The sequence below is a fragment of the Egicoccus sp. AB-alg2 genome (genome assembly GCF_041821065.1).
In the GTDB taxonomy this organism is placed as follows: Bacteria; Actinomycetota; Nitriliruptoria; order Nitriliruptorales; family Nitriliruptoraceae; genus Egicoccus.
In genome coordinates this window covers 1-16,368 of sequence record NZ_JBGUAX010000011.1, presented here as the reverse complement: position 1 = coordinate 16,368, position 16,368 = coordinate 1, and the positions used below count along the sequence as shown (strand labels likewise).

The 16,368-nt window shown below is 71.1% G+C and carries 15 protein-coding genes, 1 tRNA gene and 1 pseudogene; 7 read left to right on the top strand and 10 right to left on the bottom strand.

From position 1 onward, the window contains the following. Positions 1 to 11: 11 nt before the first annotated feature. Positions 12 to 1,328, bottom strand: a complete 1,317-nt coding sequence (locus tag ACERM0_RS19560) for an O-antigen ligase family protein (RefSeq protein WP_373680315.1) — start codon at positions 1,326 to 1,328, stop codon at positions 12 to 14. A gap of 203 nt (positions 1,329 to 1,531) precedes the next feature. Between ACERM0_RS19560 and ACERM0_RS19555 the strand changes: the two genes are divergently transcribed. The 4 genes from ACERM0_RS19555 to ACERM0_RS19540 all read left to right on the top strand — a co-directional run bounded on the left by ACERM0_RS19555 (position 1,532) and on the right by ACERM0_RS19540 (position 5,646). Then, positions 1,532 to 2,686 carry a GNAT family N-acetyltransferase gene (locus tag ACERM0_RS19555; protein ID WP_373680314.1) on the top strand — a complete coding sequence of 385 codons (1,155 nt, stop codon included), beginning with the start codon at positions 1,532 to 1,534 and terminating at the stop codon, positions 2,684 to 2,686. Then, positions 2,683 to 3,768: a GNAT family N-acetyltransferase gene (locus ACERM0_RS19550; RefSeq protein ID WP_373680313.1), complete on the top strand. Its 1,086-nt coding sequence runs from the start codon at positions 2,683 to 2,685 to the stop codon at positions 3,766 to 3,768. The genes ACERM0_RS19555 and ACERM0_RS19550 overlap by 4 nt, the downstream gene beginning before the upstream one ends. 169 nt (positions 3,769 to 3,937) lie before the next feature. Continuing rightward, positions 3,938 to 4,702: a polysaccharide deacetylase family protein gene (locus tag ACERM0_RS19545; RefSeq protein ID WP_373680312.1), complete on the top strand. Its 765-nt coding sequence runs from the start codon at positions 3,938 to 3,940 to the stop codon at positions 4,700 to 4,702. Between the two features lie 218 nt (positions 4,703 to 4,920). Next, complete coding sequence (locus ACERM0_RS19540; protein ID WP_373680311.1) at positions 4,921 to 5,646, top strand: hypothetical protein; 726 nt, start codon at positions 4,921 to 4,923, stop codon at positions 5,644 to 5,646. A gap of 73 nt (positions 5,647 to 5,719) precedes the next feature. Here the strand turns inward: ACERM0_RS19540 and ACERM0_RS19535 are convergent, their stop codons facing one another. The 5 genes from ACERM0_RS19535 to ACERM0_RS19515 form a co-directional block, all read right to left on the bottom strand. After that, entirely contained in the window at positions 5,720 to 8,314 is a 2,595-nt protein-coding gene (locus ACERM0_RS19535; RefSeq protein ID WP_373680310.1) for a PQQ-dependent sugar dehydrogenase, read from the bottom strand. Positions 8,315 to 8,470: 156 nt separating this feature from the next. Then, entirely contained in the window at positions 8,471 to 9,157 is a 687-nt protein-coding gene (locus ACERM0_RS19530; protein WP_373680309.1) for an anti-sigma factor, read from the bottom strand. Beyond that, positions 9,154 to 9,699 carry a sigma-70 family RNA polymerase sigma factor gene (locus ACERM0_RS19525; RefSeq protein ID WP_373680308.1) on the bottom strand — a complete coding sequence of 182 codons (546 nt, stop codon included), beginning with the start codon at positions 9,697 to 9,699 and terminating at the stop codon, positions 9,154 to 9,156. Before ACERM0_RS19525 ends, ACERM0_RS19530 begins: the two co-directional genes overlap by 4 nt. Before the next feature lie 11 nt (positions 9,700 to 9,710). Next, the gene (locus ACERM0_RS19520; RefSeq protein ID WP_373680307.1) at positions 9,711 to 10,307 is read right to left on the bottom strand and encodes a hypothetical protein; all 597 of its coding nucleotides are present in this window, start codon (positions 10,305 to 10,307) and stop codon (positions 9,711 to 9,713) included. 127 nt (positions 10,308 to 10,434) lie between these two features. Then, positions 10,435 to 10,872 carry a MarR family winged helix-turn-helix transcriptional regulator gene (locus tag ACERM0_RS19515; protein WP_373680306.1) on the bottom strand — a complete coding sequence of 146 codons (438 nt, stop codon included), beginning with the start codon at positions 10,870 to 10,872 and terminating at the stop codon, positions 10,435 to 10,437. 77 nt (positions 10,873 to 10,949) lie between these two features. On the opposite strand from ACERM0_RS19515, the pseudogene ACERM0_RS19510 reads away from it, so the two are divergent. Beyond that, positions 10,950 to 11,417: pseudogene (locus tag ACERM0_RS19510) on the top strand (NAD(P)-dependent oxidoreductase); the annotation flags it as partial. A 162-nt stretch (positions 11,418 to 11,579) separates the two neighbouring features. Here ACERM0_RS19510 and ACERM0_RS19505 read toward each other — a convergent pair. Further along, on the bottom strand, positions 11,580 to 12,371 hold the full coding sequence (locus ACERM0_RS19505) for a thioesterase family protein (protein ID WP_373680305.1): 792 nt from the start codon (positions 12,369 to 12,371) through the stop codon (positions 11,580 to 11,582). 215 nt (positions 12,372 to 12,586) lie between these two features. On the opposite strand from ACERM0_RS19505, the gene ACERM0_RS19500 reads away from it, so the two are divergent. Further along, positions 12,587 to 12,660, top strand: a tRNA-Val gene (locus ACERM0_RS19500). A gap of 35 nt (positions 12,661 to 12,695) precedes the next feature. On the opposite strand, the gene ACERM0_RS19495 is transcribed toward ACERM0_RS19500, so the two are convergent. The 3 genes from ACERM0_RS19495 to ACERM0_RS19485 all read right to left on the bottom strand — a co-directional run bounded on the left by ACERM0_RS19495 (position 12,696) and on the right by ACERM0_RS19485 (position 15,268). Further along, positions 12,696 to 13,997, bottom strand: coding sequence for a cytochrome P450 (locus ACERM0_RS19495; protein ID WP_373680304.1), 1,302 nt, complete (start codon positions 13,995 to 13,997; stop codon positions 12,696 to 12,698). A gap of 9 nt (positions 13,998 to 14,006) precedes the next feature. Further along, positions 14,007 to 14,243 (bottom strand): hypothetical protein, encoded by a 237-nt coding sequence (locus tag ACERM0_RS19490; RefSeq protein ID WP_373680303.1) that lies wholly within the window; start codon positions 14,241 to 14,243, stop codon positions 14,007 to 14,009. Positions 14,244 to 14,344: 101 nt separating this feature from the next. Further along, positions 14,345 to 15,268 (bottom strand): methyltransferase domain-containing protein, encoded by a 924-nt coding sequence (locus tag ACERM0_RS19485; RefSeq protein WP_373680302.1) that lies wholly within the window; start codon positions 15,266 to 15,268, stop codon positions 14,345 to 14,347. A gap of 202 nt (positions 15,269 to 15,470) precedes the next feature. Here ACERM0_RS19485 and ACERM0_RS19480 point away from each other — a divergent pair, with 202 nt between their 5' ends. After that, complete coding sequence (locus ACERM0_RS19480; RefSeq protein WP_373680301.1) at positions 15,471 to 16,301, top strand: formyl transferase; 831 nt, start codon at positions 15,471 to 15,473, stop codon at positions 16,299 to 16,301. Positions 16,302 to 16,368 lie beyond the last annotated feature (67 nt).

Sequence of the window (16,368 nt, the reverse complement as noted above, 5' to 3'; positions counted from 1 at the left end):
CGGTGAGGCCATCAGCCCCCGACCAACGCGTGGGACTCCCGTGGCAGACCCTGGACCGCTCCGTTCCGAAGATATCCAGAGGCGGTGAGCGAGAGGTTGACGTACAGCAGCGTCAACCAGAAGTACTTGAAGTCGAAGTTGCTGACGAAGATGTTGGCAGCCAGGAGTGCGGTGAGCGCGGCCATCGGCGGTCCGCGCCAAGCGGCGGGGACGCGGCGCAGCGCTCGGTAGCTGACCACCAGGGCCCCCGTGAACAGCACGAGCGCCAGCACCCCCGCCTGCACGAGCATCTGCAGCCAGACGTTGTGGGGGTCGTAGCCGAAGACCCAGCCGATCCGGTCGGGCGACTCGAGCAGTCCGCGGGCGTGCACCTGCCGGAACGTCGCCCAGCCGCTGCCGAGCAGGCAGTAGTCGTCGCAGGCGGCCAGACCGATGCGCCAGATGTCGGTGCGGCCGGTGGAGCTCGCGTCCTGCAGGCGTTCCTGCACGTTCGTAGGTGTGAGCGTGAAGAGCGCGCTGACCACGAGCAGACCGATCAGGACGTGGCGCGGGCTCGGTCGTCGCGCGGGCTCGGCCAACAGCAGGACCCCGGTGATGGCCATCAGCCCCAGGATCCCTCCGCGCGAGCCGGTCAGGAGGATCGCGGTCACCGTCAGTCCCGCTCCCAGGCTGTAGAGGGACCGGCTTCGCCGGGATCGTCCCCGCTCCACCGCTCGGAACACCGCGATCGAGAGCGGCAACATCAGCCCTGCGGCCGTGATGTTCGGATCGCCGGTTTCGCCGCCGCCGCCGGCGAGCGCGAACCTCGGCACCCCGGTCACGGGCTCGGTCGCCATCGTGCCGGTCGCGAGCTGCACCAGGGCGGTCACGCCAACCAGGGCTCCAGAGACCGCTGAGGCGGTCCCGATGGTGATCAGTCCCTCGGGGCGTACGTCGACCAGGGAGGCAACGACGTAGAGCATCAACAGGCTCAGCAGCACCACGATGCCGCCCATCGTGGCCGAGGTGTCGATGGACCAGGCCACCGTGAGCATGGCAGCGACGACCACGAGCATCCACCACGGCAGAGGCGCCGGGAGCTCCGGCGCCCGATCCCCGCCCAGCAGCAGCTTGACGACGAGCATGCCGGAGATGAGGAGCGCGAGGATCGTGGAGACGGTGCCGAAGGACCCGCCGATCCCGGGGACCGCCAACGAGGAGCCGAAGGGCACGATCGCGGCGTAGGTGGCGAGGAGCACGACGGGGCGTCTCATCGCGCTGAGGCCGGCGAGCCCCAGAAACGGCAGCAGCGCCAGAACCAGCGCGACGATCACCGGGTTCAGTGGCATGGGCAGATGCTACGTCGACCGGGTGTCGGAGGCGGTCGTCCACGCGGCGACGACGGTCGGTGCACAGGACACATGCCCTCGAACTCTCGACCCGGGATCCACGGCCGCCACGCGGCGTGGCGCGTTAGCCTGTGCGTTGCACGGCGGTCGGACCGGCTCCTGCAGCTCGCAGCTGTTGGCAGGCCGACGGCGGATGGTGCCTGATGTCGGCGGACCGTGATCTGCGTGTCGAGTTGTGGGCGGGCCGGGACCGTTTCGCGGAGCACGCCGATGAACTCGAGGTGCTGCTGGAGGCCGTCGACGCACCGATCACCGCACGGGTGTCCTGGCTCGGCACCTGGCTACGGGCGTTCCCGGATGCGCAGCCGTGGGTGTTGGCGGCAAGGGACACGCGCGGCCGGCTGCGGGCCGCCGCGCCGCTGGTCCGGCAGCGTCGGCGCTGGCACAGCGAGCTCGTCCTGATCGCCGACGGGGTGAGCGACCATGCCCGGCTGCCCGCGCTCGACGAACCGGCGGCCAACAGGCTGGCCGATGCGCTGACCTCGCAGCTGGCGAATCTGCGTTCGGGCTGGACCCTGGCGTTGCGTCAGCTTCCCCCGGACGACCTGGTCGCGGTGCGTGTCGCTGCGCGGCTGCGTCGTGCACGGCTGCTGCCTGGTCGCTCCTCGCCGCAGACGCACATCACGCGACGCGAGGTCCGCGCCTACCTCTCGAAGAACCACCGTGGGCAGGCCCGGAACCGGTGGAACCGCCTCGAACGCGACGGTCACCACCCCCGGGTGGAGTTCCTGAGGGAGCCAGCCCGGATCCGCGCGGAGCTCGACGAGATCGTGGCGGTGTGTCGAGCGCGGGAGCGGGAGATGCTCGGTCGCTCTCCGCTCGACGAGCCCGGCCGGGAGCGGTTCCTGCGCGAGGTGACCCTCGCCCTCGCTGGCCAGGGTGCCGTTGAGCTCGTGATCCTCCGCGCCGGGGGCGAGGTGGCGGGGTACACCATCAACCTGCTCGACGGCAACGCCTACCGGTTCTACAACGGCCACCACGCACCCCGCTGGGCGAGCTACAGCCCCGGGCGGCTCATCATGCTCGAGCTCGTGAAACGGGTGCTCGACGATCCCGCGCTGGACACCATCGACTGGATGATGGGACAGGAGCCCTACAAGCTGAGCATGGCCAACGGCGAGGAGCGGGCACTCGAACTGCTGGCGTGGTCCAGTTCGGCCCTCGGCGTCCGAGTCTTCGGTGCCCAACGTCTGCGGGGCCGGCTGGAAGTGGCCGCAGGGGACGACGAGCGTGCGGCCCGACTGCTCCAGGCCTTGCGCGCGAGTCGGCAGCAGGCCCGGGCGCGGCTCGCGCGATGATGCGGCTGCGGACGTCGTCCGACATCCCCTCCGTGGCGGACGCCTGGGAGGAGCTCGCGGAGCGGCTGGGGGGATCGCCCTTCGTGCGTCCGGCTCACGTGGACATCCACCGACGGGCGTTCGGCGGCGGCCGGCTCCGGGTGGTGCTCGCCGAGCGGGACGGTGATCTGGTCGGTGTGCTGCCGCTGCACGAGGTGCGTGGCACGTGGCGGACGGTGACGAATTGGCACACCCCGGCGAGCCAGCTGCTGCTGGCCGACGACGAGGCCGTGGCGGGGATGGTGTGGCTGCTCAGCCGTCGGGCTCCGGCGCGCACGGAACTCCGGTTCGTCCCCGACGAGGATCGCGACCGACTGCAGCGAGCAGCAGTGCACGTCGGGCGGGCACAGCTGCGCGACCGCATTCTGGAACGCTCACCCTACGTCCGGGTGGAGGGCGGGGACTTCGACGCCTACCACCAGCAATTGCGCACCAGATTCCGGAGCGAACTGCGCCGTCGCCGACGGCGGCTGGCCGAACACGGCGAGGTTCGCGTGGTGGTCCACGACGGCTCTCGCAATCTCGATGGGCTGCTCGCGCGCGCGTTCGCTCTGGAGGCGTCCGGCTGGAAGCTGGACACCGGCACGGCGATCGTCACCGACCCGCCGGCCCGGAACTACTACACGGGTCTCGCACGTTGGGCCGCTTCGCAGGGCTGGCTCGTCCTCGCCTTCCTGGAAGCCGGCGGCACGGCTATCGCGGTCGACGTGTGCATCGAGCAGCACGGACGCCACCATCTGCTGAAGACGGGGTACGACCCCGCGTGGCACCGCTACGCGCCGGGTCAGCTCCTGCGGGAGGAGATGATCCGGCGTGCCTTCGACCATCGGTTGAGCTCCTACGAGTTCGGTGGGCGCAACGACGAGTACAAGCGTGAGTGGACCGATCTCACGCGGAACTGGAACGTCGTCAACCTGCATCCCGCCACGCTCGCGGGTCGCACCTCGCTCCTGCTCCAGGAGCGGGTCCGACCGCGGGCCAAGCGGCTCATGGCAGCGGCACGAGAGCTTCGTGCCGCCGTTCGATCTGACCGCGCGGCCTGAACGTGCCCGGACGGCAACGCACCGACCCAGCCGGTCACCTCCCCGCGTCGGTAGCCTGGCACCCTGCCTGCCACGGGCATCCGAGGGCGGGGCTTCTGTGGTCGGGTGCGGAACGGGAGGAGGCCATGGGGACCGGGCCAGGTGCTCCTCGAGTCGACGTGAGCGGCCCGTGACGGTCCTCTGCTACCACACGGTCGAGAGTGGCTGGGAGAGCCCGCTCGCGGTCCGTCCCGAAGCCTTCGAGCAGCAGGCCGAGTGGCTTGCTCGTCGACGCCGCGTCGTCGACCTCCCCGAGGCCAAGCGGCGGTTCGACGGCCGGGGCCAGCTGCCACCGGGATGGGCGTTGCTGACGTTCGACGACGGTTTCGACGGGGTGTACCACCACGCGTTCCCGGTCCTGCGACGACTCGGCCTCCCGGCCACCGTTTACGTGGTGACGCGGACCCTTCACGATCGTGAGACGCCCGTGGACTGGGTCCGTGAGGATGTCGTTCCGCGCGACCTTCGCTGCCTCGACCGGGACCAGATCCTGGAGATGCGTGCCGCCGGCATCCGGTTCGGTTCCCATACCGTCACGCACCGCGACCTGCCGGAGTTGACCTTCGCGGAACAGTTGCAGGAGCTGCGGCAGAGCCGTGAAGCCCTTGAAGACCTGCTCGGGGAGCGCATCGACACGGTGGCCTACCCGCGCGGTCACCACGACCGGGTGACCCGCGAGGCCGCGAGGAGTGCCGGCTACTTCGTCGCGTTCAGCCTCCCGGAGCGTCGGGAGCCGGTCGGTCCCCTCGCGGTGCCGCGAACGGGGATCTACCGGGTCAACACGCTGCGTGGGCTGAGGGTGAAGACCCAGCCCGGTTATCTCCGACTCCGGCTTGCGGGCACTTCGCCGCAGAGCCGTCGCCGCGTCGCGGGGCTGCTGCGCCTCCGCCGCTGAGCTACCGGCCATGCTCGGCCGCCGCCGAGCGGGCCGACCTCGTCCGCCGAGCCACCCGACTGCCGAAGCAGAGCGGCAGCCGCCGCCGAAGCGCTGAGGCCAGGTCCTCCCGGCCGGGGCCACGTGGCGGCGAGGTGGGGCCGGCGCGGGCGGTGCTGCCCGGGCAGTCTCGCCGGCGGGCCAGCGCACCGGCATGGAAGGGGACGACCGTGGACGCCGTGGCCGCCCTCGGACTCGCGACCCTGCACGTCGTCGGCGGGCACGTCCGCCGGCTCCGGGTCATCCCACGCAGCTGGATGCTGTCGGCCGGGTCGGGGATCTCCGTCGCCTACGTGTTCGTGCACCTGCTGCCCGAGCTCGCCGACATCCAACGGCAACTGGAGGAGACGCTCGTCCAGGGGTGGCTCGCGTACCTGGAGATCCACGCCTGGATCGTCGCGCTGTTCGGGCTGGGCGTGTTCTACGGGCTCGAGCTCGCGGCCCGGCGTTCACGAGCCACGCGCGCGATGTCGGGCCGACCGCCGCGCGAGACGTCCGCGTCGACGTCGGCAGGTGTGGGCTGGCTCCGTCTGGGTACGTACGCGATCTACAACGGCATCATCGGCTACCTGCTCACGCAACGTGCGTCCGTCGCCAGCCTCGTGTTCTTCGCGGTGGCCATGGGCGTGCACTTCCTCGTCAACGACTACGGCCTGCGCCAGCATCACGGGCGTCTGTACCACGCCGTCGGTCGCTGGCTGTTGGCGGGCGGTGTCATGGCGGGCTGGGCGATCGGAGGAGTGACCGACCTCGCACCAGCAGTGCTGGGGTTGCTGGTCGCCTTCCTCGCGGGTGGCGTGGTCATGAACGTGCTGAAGGAGGAGCTTCCCGAGGACCGCGCGTCGAGATGGTCGCCGTTCGCCCTGGCAGCCGTCCTCTACACGGCACTACTGCTGGCCACGTGACCCGCAGGCTCTTCCACGTGCGCCGCGGTGAGATCCGATCCCTGCGCTCACTCGCCTTCGACGCGCCCGGCCATCATGGAGCGGGCAACGTGGACAACGAGCGTGTGACGAGGCTCGCCGCCTGATCGCGGCGGAGGTCGGTGCTGGGGAATGCCCGCCCATGCTCGTCACCGAGGAAGATTCCTGCCCTGCGCGCCTTGCGCAGTACATCGTCGTGGGTGCTGCCTGCCGGAACGTCGACGAAGCGCTCGCCTCGCGGGAGCGACTGCCCGCCGGCCTCCTCGGCGAGCCGCACGAGAAGCGCCGCCAACTGTGCCCGGGTGATCCTCGTCCGAGGCCGAAACGTCCCGTCGTCGAATCCGCCGAGTACGCCCGCGCCAGCCAACCGTTCGATCGCGTCTCGGTGCACGTCGGTGCTGGACACATCGGGAAAGGTCCGTCTCGCCCCGCGGATCGGATGGCCGGTCCCGGTGGCGAGTCGGTCGATCACCGTCGCGGCCTGGGCACGTGTGAGCGTCCCATCAGGGCGGAAGCGGCCATCGTTGCCCCCTACGAACAGGCCGAGGGCGTCGGCACACCGCGTGCCGGCGGCATGCGGGGAGGAAGCCGGCACGTCGACGAAGCCACTGCCCGTCCCGGCCGGACACGACATGATCCGGCCGGTACGACGTTCGCCGTTGACCCTCAGGTTTCGGATGCGCCCGGTGTTGTCAAAGGAACCGAAGCCGACCCGACCGCCGTCGAGACGCGTGTCGTTTGCCGTCATCGCAGGCCGCAACATGTCGTCGAGGTAGACCTCGAGCCTCCCCGTCGGCGAGCAGTGCACCACGCGGATGCGATGCCAGTCGTTGTCCGTCAGTGCCGGTGCGATGCCCGACTGGCCGTCCCAGTGCTGGTCGATCCGGCGGCGATGTGCGTCGACGACCGCAAAGATCCCGTTGTGGGTTCCGTTCGTGACGTCGGCGAGGTGGACGTAGTAGAACCGGGTGTCCGCCTGGTGTGCGACGACGAGGACGACGTCTTCGCCGCGGCCGCTGACCGGCGTGTCGAGTCGCACCTCGGCGTCGATCACGACAGATCGGTAGGTCGGCCCAGCGTCGACGAGTGCGTACTCGAAGGGTCGTCGTGGTCCAGGCCGGGCGGTGCCGGGCTCGGCCAGCACGACCTCCGACCCAGGGAATCGCCAGCGTGTGGGGGTCACCGGCTCCCAGTCGCCACGGCCCATGACTTCCGCGACTGTTGTGTCCGGCGACCCGCAGGCGCCTACTCGCTCGGCATCGACGATGCGCCAGATTCGACCGTTGGCCTTGGCGAGAACGTAGAGCTCACCACTCGCATCCTGGCCGAGACGAAGGTCGACACGTTCTTGACCGGCGAGCTGCCGCATGTCGGTCACGACACCCGTCGGCGTGACGATCTCGAGTTCGTGCAGCGGTGCCGCGTGGCCCCCACGCGACATGCGGTCGGCATCCGTGTAGTACAACCGACCCCGCGCGACGTCGCTGAACACGTACCGACCGTGGAGCTCCGGTACCTCGCTGCCCCGATAGACGAACCCGCCCACGATCGCGACGCCATCGGCAGGATTGTCGAAGCTGGCCACGGGGTAGGTGAAACCGGAGGCGTGGTCGTCCGCTGGCAGGGGGTAGACCTGTGTGGGGTCCTCCCTTCGGAACGCGAAGGCGCCCTCGCGGACGTTCCATCCGAAGTTGTCCCCGGCGCGAACGTCGTAGATCGACTCGACCCGCTTCTCACCGATGTTGCCCAGCAGCATGCGCCCGTCGAGGGGGTCCCAGCTGAACCGGTGCGGGTTTCGAAGCCCGAGGGCGAAGACCTCGGGCAGTGCTCCGTGCCGCCCGGCGAACGGGTTGTCAGCGGGGATCCCATAGCGTCCGTTGCCGCTGTTGCTCCCGGTGGGGTCGATGCGCAGGATCTTGCCGCGGGGGCTGTCGAGCCGCTGAGGAGCGTCCGTCCACGTCGACGGCGTCTCGCCGTCGCCCACTCCCAGGTACAGCAGTCCGTGATCAGGGTCGTTCACGCTCACGGTCGGATCGAAGCCGATCTGTTGTATGCCGTGATTGGGGGTGCGAAAGCCGATGCGCAACAACTCGCGACGCGTCCCGCTGAACGTCGCAGCCGCCGGATCCTCCGCACGCCACTCCGTCACGACGCCGTGAAGTGGCGATGTCGAGGGAGACGGGAGAGAGGGCCGAGGCACGTCCGCGGCCATCCCGTCCTCGGTGTGCACGGTGTAGAAGCGGCCGTTGTTCGCGAAGTCCGGGTGGAACGCGACGAAACCGAGCCCCGAACCCAGTCCGGGCGAACGCACGAAGCGAGGTAGGAGCGAAGCCGGGTCCAGGTAGCGGACGGGTTCGCCGTCATCCACGAGCCAGAGGACACCGTTCAGGTCCGGGACGTAGCGTCGACCCGAACCGTCCGGAACCTCGCCCAGGTAGTTGATCCTTGCCGTGGGCGTCGTCGGGTTCGAGGCAGGAATGGTGACGTAAGGCGCCAGCGTCACCTGGATGCCCGAGGCCACCGGTCGATCCGGTACAGGGTCGGCGACGGGCGCGTCGCCGGTGGCCAGAGCCGACGAGGACGCCCCGGTGAGCGGCAGGATCAGGGCGGCGATCGCAGTGAGCAGAACCAGACGACGGATCGATGACATGTTCGCAACACCGAAGGGCCCCAGCGAGCCCGCCCCTCGAGCCCGACCGCTGCTCAGCATGGCAGGCCAGGTGAGGGGCGACGGAAGGCATGCGGTGCTCGCACGGCGCCCAGCACCGGCCCCCATCGGGCTCGGAGGGTTGCAGGCGGTCCCGAATCACCAGCCTCCTTCGGCGTCGGGCGCGCGGGCAGCGGTGGCGTCGGGGAGGGGTTGCTCCACCGCGACCACCTCGTCGGGGGACCCGCGGCCGTGCCAGGTGACGAGGAGTGCGTCGTAGTCCTCGAGCCGGCCGCCACACTGCAGCCGGGCCGTGGCGTGGCCACCGTCGCCGGCCACGAAGGTCCCCGCGGACACGCGCCGATCGCCGCGGGTGAGCCACGCGTGGTAGTAGCCGTCGTCCGCCGGCTGCAGGCCGCGCAGGTCGAGGTGCAGCTGCACGCCGGACGTGACCTGGGCGAGGTTCGCCTCGCCGACCACGCCGACGGCGGGTTCGGCGGGCACCGCGACGGTGAGCCCGTCAGGCGTCGTCGTGTCGTCGAGTCCGGCGACCGTCGCGCCGCCGAGCACGGCCACGAACACCAGGACCGCGGCCGCCGGCCATCGGACGCGCGGCCGCGGACGGGCTGCCGCGAGGGCGCGGTGGCGGAGGTCGGCCGGCGGCGGCGGAGGCGCGTTCTCCGCCAGTGCGAGCAGGTGCGGTAGCGGCTGCAGTTCGGCGAGCTCCGCACGGCAGCCGGGGCAGTGGGCGAGGTGTGCCTCGACGCCGATGCGCTCTTCGGGGGCGAGCCCGTCGAGGACGTACGCGCCGAGGTCGCCGAGTCGGTCGGGGCAGCCGCGGCTCATGGCGTCACCCCCAGCTCCTCGCAGGCCAGCCGGAAGGCGCGCAGCGCGTAGTAGGTCCGCGACTTGACCGTGCCCAACGGCAACTCCAGCACCTCGGCGATCTCCCGTTGCGTGAGGCCACGGTGGTAGGCGAGTTCGAGGACCCGTCGGTGCTCGTCGCCGAGCCTCTCGAGTGCGGCGCGCACCGTCGCGGCCGCCACGACACGGTCGGCCGTGTCCGGTGCGTCCTCGATCGCGGCGATCGTCGCGGTCGGCGACGGTCGGCGTGCCGCCTCGCGTCGCAGGTCCACCACGGTCGACCCGGCGATCGCGAACACGTAGGCGCGCACCGGCCCGCGCCCGGGGTCGTAGCGGTCGGCGCGTCGGCACAGCGTGAGCAGCACCCGCTGCACGAGCTCCTCGGCGAGTTCCCGGTCGCCCAGGCGTTGCAGCCCGAACCCGTAGAGCGGGCCGGCGTACGCGTCGTACAGCGCCGCCGCCGCCCGCTGGTCACCCGCGGCGACCTCGGCGAGCAACCCCGCCTCACCCGTCGGACCGGCCATACCCATGTCGGTCAGTATCCGGACCGGTCGTCTCCGGTGTCGGCCGCCTGCATCACCGGTTCGCCGGTGGGGGAGACCACGAACCAGACCTCCTCGACGTTCTGGCCCGTCACGTCCCCGGGCTCACGGTCACCCTGCCAGTAGTAGAGCGGCCAACCGTCGTAGGTGACCTGCACGTTGCCGTCGTCGCGCTCCGTCGTGCCCAGCAGTGCCTCGTCGGTCCCGTCACCGGCCACGGGCTCACCATCGGTGACCAGCGGTGGCCACGCCTGCGCGCAGGCGTCCGTGCACGTACTCGGGCCCTGCTCGTCGGGGAGGAACAGGTACAGGGTCATGCCCTCCGCGTCGACGACCACGTCGCCCAGGTCGGTCGCGGCGACGGCGACCTCGGCCGGCCCCGTCGACTCCGCTCCGGTGTCGGCGGCCGCCGGCTCATCGGGGTCGGCCGCATCCGGTTCCGCGGCCGCGTCCTCCTCGCCGGCCGTCGCGGCGGGGTCGTCACCCGTCGCGGCGGGGTCGTCGCCCGGGGCGGCCGGGTCGTCGGCGCAGGCGGCCAGGACCAGCACCGTGGTGACCGCCGCGATCAGAATCGGTGCCCTGCATCGCATCTTCGTGCCTCTCGATCGGTCCTCGACCGTCGATACAGCGGCAAGGTCGGCGACGGTTCACGCGACGACGGGCGCGTGCGGTGTCCGACGTCCTGCTCGGACGGAGCGCGCGCGGCTCGTACGTCCGTCAGCCGGGTGCGGGGCCCCGGTCACGGGCCAGTGCGTCGCGGAGGGCCGCAACGGCGTCGCTCCCGATCCGGTCGGACAACTCGTGCTCCAACGCTGGCAGGATGCGGCCGGCGGCCCGTGCCAGGTCCCGGCCCGCAGTCGTCAGATCGACGGTCTGCGCCCGTCGGTCGGTCGGATCCGGCCGGCGCGTCACCAGGCCGTCCGCCTCCAGGCCGTCGACGAGCTGGTGCGCGGCCTGGCGGGTGATGTCCAGCTCGCGCGCGAGATCACTGATGCGTGCGGGGCCACCGGACATCGCGAGGAAGGCCCGCGAGCGTGTCGGTGTCACCGGCGGCCACCCTTCCGCGGCCAGACGGGCACGCAAGGCGTCGTCGAACCAGCGGCTGGCGAGCAGGAGCTCGGCCGCGAGGCGACCCGGTGGCAGTGGGGACGGCATCGCGGTCTTTCGTCAAGTGGCTTGACGAAAGCTACGTGGTCGGCTTACCGTCAAGCAACTTGACGAAAGGAGGCGAGATGCGACTCGCCGTGCTGGGTGCCACCGGCCGCACGGGCGTCGAGGTGGTGGGGCAGGCGCTCCTGCGTGGCCACGAGGTCCGCGCGCTCGTGCGCGATGCCGACAAGGCGTCCGCCGTCCTGCCCGGGTCCGAGGAACTCACCCTGTTCCGGGGCGACCTCACGGATGCGACGGCCGTGGCGCGTGCCGTGGACGGCGCCGAGGCCGTGATCGACGTTTCGGGGCCGGTCAAGGGCTCGCCGGAGGACCTGCGCCGTCAGGTGAGCCGCGCGCTGGTGCCCGCGATGCAGCGCCACGGGGTGAAGCGCCTCGTGTGGCTCACGGGGGCGGGGGTCCGCCAGCCCGGTGACACCCCCAAGCTGCCCGACCGGGCCATCCGCGGCGTCATGTCGCTGCTGCAACGCGAACTCCTCGAGGACGGCGAGGCGGCGGTCCGCACGCTGCAGGCCGCCGACCTGCAGGTGACGGTCGTGCGTGTGCCCCGACTGGTCGACGCCGCCGCCCGAGGTGGCGTCACGACCGTCGCGCGGGTGGGTGGCGGGCACGCGTCACGCTCGGGCGCGCCGACCTCGCGGCCTTCCTCCTCGACGAGGCCGAGCAGGCGGCGTGGGTCGGCCGCGCGCCGGTCGTCAGTTGGTGACGTCGACGTACAGGCTCTGTGCCGCCACGCCGATCCGGCCGCCCAGGTCGTAGATCGTGGAGGACGTCAGGCCGTTGCCCGTCGATTGCGCCACCGACGCGGCGGCCAGGCCGACCCATTCGCCGTCTGGTTGGCGGTCGAGGTGGACGGTCAGGTCCGGGTTCACGAACAGATAGGGGCCCATCTCCAGCGGCGAGCCGATGCCGTTGCCGAAATCGGCGGCCGCCGCGACCCGCGCGGTGGGGGTCAGCGCCACCCCGTCGAGCAGCGGGGCCACCACCCGGAACCAGGCGGTGCCGGGGCCAGCCTCGCCCAGGACCCCGGACACCATCCGCACGTCGACGGCGCGCCAGAACCCGTCGGCCTCCCAGTCGTCGCGACCCGTCAGGCGGGGGAGTTCCTCCGGGCCGATGACCGGCGGCGCCACATCGACCACGGCATCGCCAGGCAGGTCGACCTCGCCGACGCGGAGCCTGAGGGCCCGGCAGCGCATCAGTTCCACGCCACCCGCACCGGTCAGCCACGCTTCGGCGAGCTGGACCCGCTTGCCGTCGCGAACGATGCGGGTGTGGACGTCGAGCGGGCGCAGCGGCACCGGTCGCAACAGGTCGAAGGTCAGGCGCACGACCTGCATGGGGACGGCCGTCGGCAGCGCGTCGATCAGGGCCGTCAGCAGGGCCGCCGGCGCGCCACCGTGGCAGTGATCCGGGTCCCACGGTCCGCGGGCGAGGGCGGTCGCGACGACGCGATCACGGTCACGGTCGAAGATCGGCGTCGACATCGGTCGTGGCTCCGGGCCGTGGACGAACGGCGTTCGAGGCCGCAGCCTAGGAGGGGTCGCCGTCCCCACGGTACGCCTCGCGTCCAGAGCCGACGGAGGGCCGGCGACGCCACTTCGGCAGGGATGGTGCGCAGCCGGCCACAGGTTTGCCTCCGTCCCCGGGCGTGGGTACCGTTCGCGCCGCGCGAGCGGCTCGTCCGCTCGCGAGCCATTGCGGGGCGTTAGCTCAGTCGGCTAGAGCGCTTGCTCGACACGCAAGAGGTCGCAGGTTCGATTCCTGCACGCCCCACTTCTCGAAGCCCCCGACCGTGTCGGGGGCTTCGCTCATGCGTCGCGCAGGCGGGGGCGCAGCCAGACGCCGTTGCGTGGTCGCAGGGTGATCAAGGGCTCGAGCGCCAACGGCCGCTCCGTCACCGGACCCAGGCGCCACTGACGAAGGATCGACGCGAGCGCCAGCACCCCCTCGGTCCAGGCGAAGCCCTCGCCGATGCACTGGCGGATCCCGCCCCCGAAGGGGAAGTAGGCGAACCGCGGACGCCGCGTCGGCGCATCGGCCGTCCAGCGGTCGGGATCGCAGCGGGTCGGGTCCTCCCACCATCGCGGGTCTTGGTGCACGACCCACTGCGGCAGCACGACGAGGTCGCCGACGGGGATCGTGTGACCGTCGAGCGGATGGTCCTCGATGCATTGGCGCCCCATCGCCCACGATGGCGGAAACAGACGCAGGGCCTCGGCGAAGACGCCACGGCACACGGGGAGACGCTCGCGGTCGTCCGCCGTCGGCGGCCGACCCGCCAGCACGCCGTCGACTTCCTCGTGCACCCGGTCCTGGAGGGCGGGATCGCTGGCGAGGAGGTGCAGGGCGAACGCGAGCGCGTTGGCGGTCGTCTCGTGTCCGGCGAGGAGCAGCGTGAGTGCCTCCTCGCGGATCTCGTCGTCGGTCAGTCGGTCCTGCTCGTCGGCCAGCACCAGCGTCGACAGCAGGTCGCCTCGGTCCTCGCGCCTCGTACGCCGGTCGGCGATGGCGCGGTCCACGAGGCCGTGCAGGGCGCGGCGTCCCCGGCGCAGGCGCCGCGGTGGGCCGACGGGCAGGTGCTGGAGTCGCCAGCCGAACGGCACGAAGGCGAGCCGGTAGGCGCTGAGCAGGTCGTCGATCGCCGACTGGACCAGGTCGACGTCCGCCTCGACGTCCGTCCCCAGCAACGTGGCGCCGGCGGTCGCCAGCGTCATCCGCACCGCCTGGGCGTGCACGTCCACCGCTTTGCCGGGCTGCCACGTGCGTGTGGTGCGCTCGGCGCGGTCGACCATCGTGGTCGCGTACTCGTGCACCCGCTGCGGGTGGAACGCGGGTTGCAGCAGTCGCCGGTGACGGCGGTGGTGCGCTCCTTCGGCCGTCAGCAGGCCGTCACCGAGCACGATCCTCGCCCGCTGCAGCACCGGGCCCTTGCGGAACCTCGCCGCGTGCGTCACCAGGACCCCCCGGACCAGGTCCGGGTGTGCCAGTTGCCAGACCCGGTACGGGCCGATGCGGAACGTCGAGACGTCGCCGCGTTCGCGCGCCAGCCGGGTCAGGAACGCCAGGCGATCGGCGCGGAACGCCAGCAGGTCCCCGAACGGGGCACGCACGGACCCGCCTCAGGCGCGGTCGGCGACCTCTTCGCCGACGCCCTCGTGCCGAGCGCAATGGGCACAGCAGAAGAACTGACCGCCCGCCTCGACGCCGTGGCCGATCACCTTGACGCCGCAGTGCTCGCAGATGGGTGCCATGCGGTGGATCGCACACTCGAAGCTGTCGAAGACGTGGACGGCTCCGGCCGCATGCACCTCGAACGCCTTGTCGTAGTCGTTGCCGCAGACCTCACAACTCGCCACTGGTCGACTCCTCCGGGTTCTCGCTCACCGTGACCATGACGCTTAGACGACCCACTGGCACCGCTGCCACGTACGGCCGTCCCGGGCCGGAAGACGCGCTGTCAGCCGTCCTCTTCTGCGATCGTCCACGTCCCAGGGCGCACCAGGTCGTGGAGTTGCACGCGATACCGGATCGTCTCGCCGGCGCCGACCTTGCGGCGCGGTGTCCGCACCAGCCGGTTCGTCCACGAGGTGCGCGCCTCCAGCGGCGAGGTGCTGAGGACGGTCCGGTCGTCGAAGTGCGCCCGGAACCAGATGCAGAAGCCGTCGAACCAGCCGTCGGTGGTCACCTGCCGCGGCACGGTGAGATCCCGAGGCACCTCGTCGACCTGGTGCAAGGTGGCGAGGTCGAAGCTCAGCACCGGCGCCGGCACCCCGAGCGAGTGCGCGACGTCACCCGTGGACACCCGCCGGTAACCGTAGGACTTCCGGGTGTTCGCCGACACGGCCGGGTCACCGCGCAGGAAACCGAAGTCGATCCCGTGGACCTGCATGTCCCACAGGAACGGCACCTGCCGATCCTCGACGAGCGCGACCGGCTCGACGAAGAACTCGAAGCGACCCGGCAGTATGCGGCCGTCCTCGGCCACGACCCGTTGTTTGAGGTCGAGGAGGTTGTCCAGCATGTTCTCGTTGAGCAGTTCGTCGCCCATCTGCTCGTGCAGGACCACGTCGACGGGCTCCGACGGTTGGAACGTCGTGCTGTGCTCCTGGACGAACGTGATGTTGGTGAAGCCGTTGTGGGCCGCGATCCGTTCGGCCACGTCGATGAAGGGCGAGTGGTCGATCGCATACACGCGTCTGGCACGGCGTGCGGCCAGCATGGCGAGGATGCCGGTGCCCGTGCCGAGGTCGACGACCACGTCGGTCGGCCCGACGAGACGGTCGATGGCTTGCGCGTACGCGTCGACCCGCACGCGATCGGCCAGCATCTTCTCGTGCTCGAAGACGTCGGTGAACGCCTGCTTGTTCCACTCGCCGTACACGGCGTTCCGTACGGAACGGTTACGCAGTGCGGCCTCGTAGGCGCGCTGCAGGACGATACTCGCGGCTTTCGGCACATCGGTCCCCGGCTCGACACGTGGCTGCAGAATGCGGAGGTGGTAGCCGCACGACGAGGGGCAGGTGTCCCGGGCACCCCGCGCCTCTGCTGCAAGACTCGGCTGCACCTCGGTCACTGGAGCCGGCATGAACGTCGTCGTCATCAGTGGCTGCGCGGTCGTCGACCGCCACATCGTGGGCCGCCTGCAGCAGCGGTGGCCCGCGACGGCCGTCGTGCGCCCTGTCGATCCTCCCGACCCGTCGACGCGTGATCGGCTGGTAAGGGTGGCTCGAGCACCGATCAGTGGCGCGCGAAGGAGTTGGTACCGCCGGCAGGAGCGGCATCGCGAGCGCGAACTGAAGCGCCTGCTGCCAGATGTCGTGTCCCGCCGTGCCCTGCCGGTTGCCACGATCGACGAGACGCAACTCAACGCTCGCCCCGGCGTGGAGCTGGTCTCGCGACTGCGACCCGACGTCCTGGTGCTGTCGGGGGCGCCGATCCTGCGCGACGACATCCTGGCGGTTCCCACGATCGGCACCGTCAACGTGCACCTCGGTGTCGCCCCCGCCTATCGCGGTGAGCACACGTTGTTCCATGCCCTACGCCAGCTTGACGCCGACGGCATCGGATTGACGATCCACCGGGTCGATCGCGGCATCGACACGGGACCGCTACTCGCACATGCCTTCCCGGCGATCGAGCCAGGTGACGACGAGACCACCCTGATGGCGCGTTGCGCGCGCCTGGGAGCCGAGGTGTTGGTGGGCTGCCTCGAAGAGGTCGCCCGCACGGGGCGGCTGCACGGGCTGCCGCAGCCGGACGAGGGCCGCCTCTACCGGCGCCGTGACCGGCGTGTGTTGCGGCACGACGTCGCGGAGTGGCTCGGCCGCGAAGTGCTCGGCCATGGCCTGGCGCCACGGCCGGAACGCGTGCTGCGCCACGACCTGGCACCGGGACACGAGGAACTGCCGGCCTGACCGGCCCTCGCCCCCGTCCGTGTCCATCGGCGGCGCTTCGTTGGATCGGGGAGTGGCGGTGACTAGC